The 6,021-nt window shown below is 75.8% G+C and carries 7 protein-coding genes; 2 read left to right on the top strand and 5 right to left on the bottom strand.

The features are described 5' to 3' along the window. Positions 1-287 (top strand): hypothetical protein (locus AC1MIR_RS24100; protein WP_480030707.1); only part of this gene is annotated, 287 nt, incomplete at its 5' end. Here the strand turns inward: AC1MIR_RS24100 and AC1MIR_RS24095 are convergent. The 5 genes from AC1MIR_RS24095 to AC1MIR_RS24075 all read right to left on the bottom strand — a co-directional run bounded on the left by AC1MIR_RS24095 (position 243) and on the right by AC1MIR_RS24075 (position 5,037). Then, positions 243-746 (bottom strand): (2Fe-2S)-binding protein, encoded by a 504-nt coding sequence (locus AC1MIR_RS24095; protein WP_480030706.1) that lies wholly within the window; start codon positions 744-746, stop codon positions 243-245. The genes AC1MIR_RS24100 and AC1MIR_RS24095 overlap by 45 nt on opposite strands. Beyond that, complete coding sequence (locus tag AC1MIR_RS24090) at positions 733-1,569, bottom strand: FAD binding domain-containing protein (RefSeq protein WP_480030705.1); 837 nt, start codon at positions 1,567-1,569, stop codon at positions 733-735. The genes AC1MIR_RS24095 and AC1MIR_RS24090 overlap by 14 nt, the downstream gene beginning before the upstream one ends. Then, complete coding sequence (locus AC1MIR_RS24085) at positions 1,566-3,917, bottom strand: xanthine dehydrogenase family protein molybdopterin-binding subunit (protein WP_480030704.1); 2,352 nt, start codon at positions 3,915-3,917, stop codon at positions 1,566-1,568. The genes AC1MIR_RS24090 and AC1MIR_RS24085 overlap by 4 nt, the downstream gene beginning before the upstream one ends. 103 nt (positions 3,918-4,020) lie before the next feature. Beyond that, entirely contained in the window at positions 4,021-4,197 is a 177-nt protein-coding gene (locus tag AC1MIR_RS24080) for a hypothetical protein (protein ID WP_480030703.1), read from the bottom strand. Between the two features lie 144 nt (positions 4,198-4,341). Next, positions 4,342-5,037, bottom strand: a complete 696-nt coding sequence (locus tag AC1MIR_RS24075) for a Crp/Fnr family transcriptional regulator (RefSeq protein ID WP_480030702.1) — start codon at positions 5,035-5,037, stop codon at positions 4,342-4,344. Positions 5,038-5,300: 263 nt separating this feature from the next. Between AC1MIR_RS24075 and AC1MIR_RS24070 the strand changes: the two genes are divergently transcribed. Next, a partial coding sequence (locus AC1MIR_RS24070) for an MFS transporter (protein ID WP_480030701.1) occupies positions 5,301-6,021 on the top strand: 721 nt, incomplete at its 3' end.

The following is a 6,021-nucleotide window of genomic DNA, read 5'->3' as shown; positions in this document are numbered from 1 at the left end:
GGGGGTGGGGGGGGGCCGCGGTGGTGGGGCGGACCCGGGGGGCGGCGCGGGCGCGGCGGGCGCCGCGCGCGACGCGGGCGCATGTGCGCCGCCTCGTCGTCGCCGGGCGCGATGTGGTGCGCGACGGGCGGCTCACGGGGCTCGACCTGGATGCCGCCCGCGCCGAGCTCGACGCGCAGGTGCGCGCCGGCGCGGCCGATGCGGGCGCCTGGCGTGAGGTCGCGCGCCGCGACGCGGAGGGGCTACGCGCCTTCTACGCGGCCGGCCTGCATCGCCGCGGCGGCTGAGGCGACCGCATCCACGATCTGGTGGTAGCCGGTGCAGCGGCAGTAGTTGCCGGAGAGGTGGTCGCGGATCTGCTCGCGCCTCGGCGCCTTGTTCCGCTGCAGCAGCTCCGCCGCCTGCAGGATCATCCCCGGCGTGCAGAAGCCGCATTGCAGGCCGGCATGCGCCACGAAGGCCTCGCGCAGCGCCGCGACCTCGGGGCCGCTCGCGGCCTCGATCGTCTCCACCGTGCTGCCATCGGCCTGCACGGCGAGCACCAGGCAGCCGCGCACCACCGCGCCGTCCAGCCGCACATGGCACGCGCCGCAGACGCCGTGCGCGCAGCCGACATGACTGCCGGTCAGGCCGAGCTCCGTGCGCAGCCACTCCACCAGCGTCTGGCGCAGGATGACGCGCCCCGCGACGGGGCGGCCGTTCACCCTGCAGGCGATCTCCGCCAGTGTCTCGTCAGGCGGCAGCATGCAGGGCCTCCGTCGCGCGGCGCAGCAGGATCTTCGCCAGGTGCAGGCGGTAAGGGGGCGGCGCCTCGGGCGAGCCGAGCGGCGCCAGCACGCCGGGCAGGAGCGACGCCGCATCCTCGCCCGCGACCAGCGCCGCCTCGACAGCGTGCAGCCGGCGCGGCGCCGCCTCGACACCGCAGAAGGCGAGCCGCACCGCGGCGATCCGCCCCGCCTCGCGCCGCGCCGTGACGGCGAGGCCGGCCAGCGCGTAGTCGCCGCGGCGCCTGGCCACCTCCTGGAACCAGGCCGTCCAGCCGGTCGAGCGCGGGATCTCGACGCGCAGCAGCAATTCGTCGGCGCGCCGCGCCGGCGCGTCGAGGCCCTGTAAGACGTCCGCGGCCGCCACGCGCCGCTCGCCGCCCGCGGAGGCCAGCACGAGCGCGGCGTCGAGCGCCATCATACAGGACGGCAGCTCGGCGGCGGGATCGGCCAGCGCCAGGCTGCCGCCGAGCGTGCCGCGGTTGCGGATCGCCGGATGCGCGACCTCCGCGAGCGCCAGCGGCAGCAGCGGCGCCTCGGCCGCCACCAGGGGATGCGCCAGCACCGCGGCATGGCGCGCCATCGCGCCGATGCGCAGCGCCTCGCCATCCAGCGCGATGGCGTCGAGCCCCGCGACACGGTTCAGATCCACCAGCAGCGCGGGCCGCGCGACGCGCATCGCCATCATCGGCACCAGGCTCTGCCCGCCGGCGAGCGGCGCGGCCTCCTCGCCCGCGCGGGCGAGCAGGCCGAGCGCGTCCGCCAGCGTCGTCGGTCGGGCATAGGCAAATCGGGCGGGCGTCATGCGAGCCGGCCCAGCGCGCGCAGCACCGCGACGGGATGGATGGGCAGCTCCGTCACCGTGCCGCCGCCGGCCGCGAGCAGCGCGTCGTTCACCGCGTTGAGGATCGCCGCCGGCGCGCCGCAGGTGCCGGATTCGCCGGCGCCCTTTGCTCCCACCGCGCTGCCGGCATAGGGCGTCTCCAGATGCGCGAGCGCGATGTCGGGGATGTCGGTCGCCATCGGCAGCAGGTAGTCCGCCAGCGTGCCCGACAGGAACTGCCCGCTCTCCGCATCGTAGCGGCAGGCTTCCAGAAGCGCCTCGCCGATGCCCTGCGCGACACCGCCGCGATACTGGCCGTCCACCAGCAGCGGGTTCAGCACGCGGCCGCAATCGCCGACCATCCAGTGGCGCAGCACGCGCACCAGGCCGGTCTCGCCGTCCAGCTCGACCAGCGCGGCCTGCGCGCCGTTGTTGGCCAGCGTCACGTCCTCCTCGCGCCGGTAGTGGCAAGCGGCGGAGAGGCCGGACGTCACGCCCTTCGGCATCTCGTGGCCGCGGAACAGCATCAGCGTGCCGAGCTCGGCCAGCGTCATCCGCGCCGCGCCGGAAGCGTCCGTCACCACGCCGGCGCGGATGTCGAGGCTGCCGGGCTCCGCCTGCAGCAGCGCGCCGGCAGCGTCGAGCAGTTGCGCCCGCAGCGCCCGGCCGGCGCCCCAGGCGGCCTCGCCGCCGATCGCCGCCCCGCGGCGGGCCCCGGCGCCGCCGCCATGCGGCGCGGCCTGGGTATCGCCGGCCGCGACGCGCACCGCCTCGGGCGCGACGCCCACGGCATCGGCCAGCACCTGCGCCAGGCCCTGGGTGATGCCCTGGCCGATCTCGGTGATCGAGGCCTGGGCGCTGACCTCGCCGGTCGGCTCCAGCGTCGCGATCACCGTGTCCGTCGCCGCGACGGCGACATGCCCCGCGCCATACACGGCGGGGCCGGAGGCGGTGTATTCCACCGTGAAGGCGATCCCGAGGCCGAGCAGCCGCCCTGCCGCACGGCCCGCTGCGATCTCCGCCTGCAGCGCGGGCAGGTCGAGCAGCGCCTTCGCCCGTTCCAGCGCGGCATGGTGGTGCATGCCGTGCTGCGCGGCGCCGAAGGGATTGACGCAGGGCATTTCCTCGGCGCGCAGAATGTTCCGGGCCCGGAAAGTCCAGGGATCCTCGCCCCGCGCGCGGGCCGCCTTGTCCACCAGGTGTTCCGTCACCGCGCAGCCGACCGGCGCGCCCACCGCGCGGTACTGCCCGGTGGCGACCTTGTTCTGCAGCACGCTGTCCACCCGCGCGCGGCCATGCGCGAAGCGATAGGGCGCGCCGATGCTGCGCACCACGCTGATCGCCTCCACCGTGCTGCTGCGCGGATAGACCGAATACGCGCCGAGCCCCTGCAGGTCGTGCAGGTCGAAGCCGAGGATGTGGCCGTCCGCATCCACCGCCATGCGCGCGGTGACGACATGCTCGCGGGCATGGATGTCGGCCAGCATCGCCTCCATCCGGTCCGACACCCAGCGGACGGGTCGGCCGAGCAGCCGCGCGGCGGCCGCGACCGCCATCTCGTCCTGGTAGAGGTGCATCTTGATGCCGAAGCCGCCGCCGACATCGTCGCAGACGACACGTACGCGGTTGATCGGCAGGCCGAGCTGCTCGGCCAGGTGCAGCCGCATCTGGTGCGGCATCTGATGCGAGAGGCGCAGGGTCAGCGCGCCGGTGCCGGGCTCCCATGTCGCCAGCGCGCCGCGCGGCTCCAGCGGGACGCCGGTGTGGCGGGTGAAGACCAGCCGTTCCTCCACAACCAGCGCGGCGGCGGCGAAGGCCGCGTCCACCTCGCCGCGGCCGATCGTCGCGCCCCAGGCGCGATTCGATTCGCTGCCCGGATGCACCGCCGGCGCGCCGGGCGCCAGTGCCGCTTCGGGCGCGGTGACGGCGGGCAGCTCCTCCCACTCCGCCAGCATCGCTTCCGCCGCATCCTCGGCGATGGCGCGCGTGGCGGCGAGCACCATCGCCACAGGCTCGCCCTGCCAGGTCGCGCGGCCATCCGCCAGCGGGCCCTGCGGCGGCGAGACGAGGCCCGGGAAGCTGCGCGATTCGGTGCGCCAGGGCCGGCACAGGGCGGCGAGGTCGGCGGCGGTCCGCACCGCCGCCCCCCCCGGCAGCGCGGCGGCCGCCGCGACATCCAGCGCGAAGCGCGCATGCGGCAACGGGCTGCGCAGGAAGCACGCCTGCAGCTCGCCGCGCTCGGCGTGGTCGTCGAGGTAGCGGCCGCCGCCCGCGACGAGGCGGCGCGCCTCCGCCCGCGGCATGGCGCGGCCAATGGCCGGCGCGGTCATCGGCGATCGGCTCCTTTCGGCGCGCCGGTCCGTCGCGCCGGCATGAGCGATCCCGGCGCCAGGGGCGGGTGGTCCGGCGCTGGTCCGGGCGGCCGGCCGCGTGTCAGCGGTCGCCCTGCTTGCGGTTGCTCTGCGCGGTCTTGCTCAGGCTGCCCTGCTTCATGCTCCCGCCGCGCTTGGAGCCCGCGCGGGCGTCCTTCGGGTTCGCCTTGCCGGAGGCCGCGTTGTTCCCGCCTTGCGGCGCGCGGCCGGCCGGCGGGAGAGGGGGAAGATTTGCCATGTCGTGACCTGTCCTTTCGGGACGAAATCGCCGGGGGAGGATCGGATGCGCGCCCGATGGCGCGCCGGCGAGGCGACAGTCTGGCGAAGCCGCGCCCGCCTGGCGATCCCCCAATCGGGTCAGGGTGGGCGTCCGCGCGCCGGCTCAGCGCGCCGGCGCATTGGCCCAGGCCGCCTCGAGCTCGGCCTCGCGCGCCGCAGGCCGCGGCAGGATCAGCCCGCCGCGCGTCGCCTCCCCCAGGCCTTCGCGCTGCAGCGCCGCCCGCGTCCGCGTCACCATCTCGCGCCGCGTCCCGATCCGCGCGGCCAGCTCGTGATGCGGCCGCGGCGGGGAGATGATCATCCCCTCCGGCTCGCGGGCGCGCGCCCGCCGCAGCTGCTGCGCGATCCGCCGCGGCCGCGTCGCCAGCACGCTCAGCTCGAAGATGCGCTGGTCCTTCTCCCGCACCCGCGCGGCGAGCGATTTCATCAGATGGAGCGACGCCTCGCGCGATGAGAGTGCGAACTCGACGAAAGGCGCGGCGGGGAGCGCGCAGAGGCGTGTCTTCGTCAGGGCGACGATGCCCGCTGAGCGCTTCGCGCCGTCGATCGCGCCGAGCTCGCCAAAGAGCGCGCCGGGACCGATCTCGTTCAGGATGATCTCGTGCCCGCCGACGCTGCGCGTCACCACCCGCAGCGTGCCCAGGGCGACGATGTAGACGTCGCCCGCCACGTCCCCCGCCTCGATCACCGTCTGGCCCGCCTCGCAGCTGCGCCAGCGCGCCATGGCCGAGAGCGGCGCCACCGCCTCCGGCGTGAACGGCATGAAGAACGGCAGGCGCAGGAGATCCGTCGATTCCATGGGGTGTCCGCCCGGACAGTGGCGCCCTGCAGGGCGGGCCGCAAGCCGCGGGCGCCGGCACCCGCCAGGCTGGCATGTGCGCTTTGGCACCGCGCGCCCGACGCCGCGCCGCGATCCTCGTCGCGGCGGGGGATGACGGGACGATGGCCATGGAGTTCGAGCATGGCGGTGGCGGCGTTCGGCGCGTCCTTCGCGCCTCACGCCGCACCGCGTTTCGCCGCCCGGTTCCCAGGGGGCTTCGCCCCTGGCGCGGCTGGATCGTCGTGACCGGGGCGTTCCTGGTGATGATGGTCGGCTACGGCGCCATCTACTCCTACTCGGCCTTCGCCGACGAGATCGCGGCGGAATTCGGCGCATCGCGCACGCAGGTCAGCCTGATCTTCGGCCTGAGCGGCGGCACGGCGCTGCTGGTCAGCGCCTTGAGCGGCGCGGTCGCCGACCGGATCGGTGCGCGCCCCACCGCCTGCTGCGGCATGATCGTCGTCGGGCTCGGCCTGCTGACGGCGTCTTCGGCCCGGAGCCTGGTGGAGGTCATCGCCGGCTATGGCCTGCTGATCGGCCTCGGCGTCGGCTTCTCCTATGTGCCCGCGATCGCGACCGTGCAACGCTGGTTCGTCGCCAATCGCGGCCTGGCGTCCGGCGTCGCGGTCAGCGGCATCGGATTCGGCACGGCCCTCGTGCCGCCCTTCGCCGACCTGCTCGCGGCCTTCGGCGACTGGCGCGTGGCCTTCGCGATCTGCGCCATCCTCGCGATCGTCACCGGCATCGGCGGCGCGCTGCTGCGGGAGCAGTCGCCGGAGCATGTCGGCCTGGCGCCGGACGGGCGACCGCGGGCGCGGCCGGCGCCGTCGTCGCCATCGTCCGTCCGGCCGGCGGCGGCCCGCGCCCGCGGCGCCCGCCGCGGCGCGGCCGGGGCGGGCCGCGGTGCGCGCCGCCTTCTGGGCGGTGGCCGCGGCGATGCTGGCGGGCGGCTTCGTCGCCGGC

The sequence above is a fragment of the Falsiroseomonas sp. RANM36 genome (assembly GCF_056682175.1).
Note: the sequence above shows the minus strand (reverse complement) of the source record. Positions and strands in the feature narration are given on the sequence as shown.

Excerpts from the sequence above, each read along its gene's own strand:
- AC1MIR_RS24095 (WP_480030706.1), bottom strand. The coding sequence starts at position 746 with ATGCTGCCGCCTGACGAGACACTGGCGGAGATCGCCTGCAGGGTGAAC.
- AC1MIR_RS24090 (WP_480030705.1), bottom strand. The coding sequence starts at position 1,569 with ATGACGCCCGCCCGATTTGCCTATGCCCGACCGACGACGCTGGCGGAC.
- AC1MIR_RS24085 (WP_480030704.1), bottom strand. The coding sequence starts at position 3,917 with ATGACCGCGCCGGCCATTGGCCGCGCCATGCCGCGGGCGGAGGCGCGC.
- AC1MIR_RS24080 (WP_480030703.1), bottom strand. The coding sequence starts at position 4,197 with ATGGCAAATCTTCCCCCTCTCCCGCCGGCCGGCCGCGCGCCGCAAGGC.
- AC1MIR_RS24075 (WP_480030702.1), bottom strand. The coding sequence starts at position 5,037 with ATGGAATCGACGGATCTCCTGCGCCTGCCGTTCTTCATGCCGTTCACG.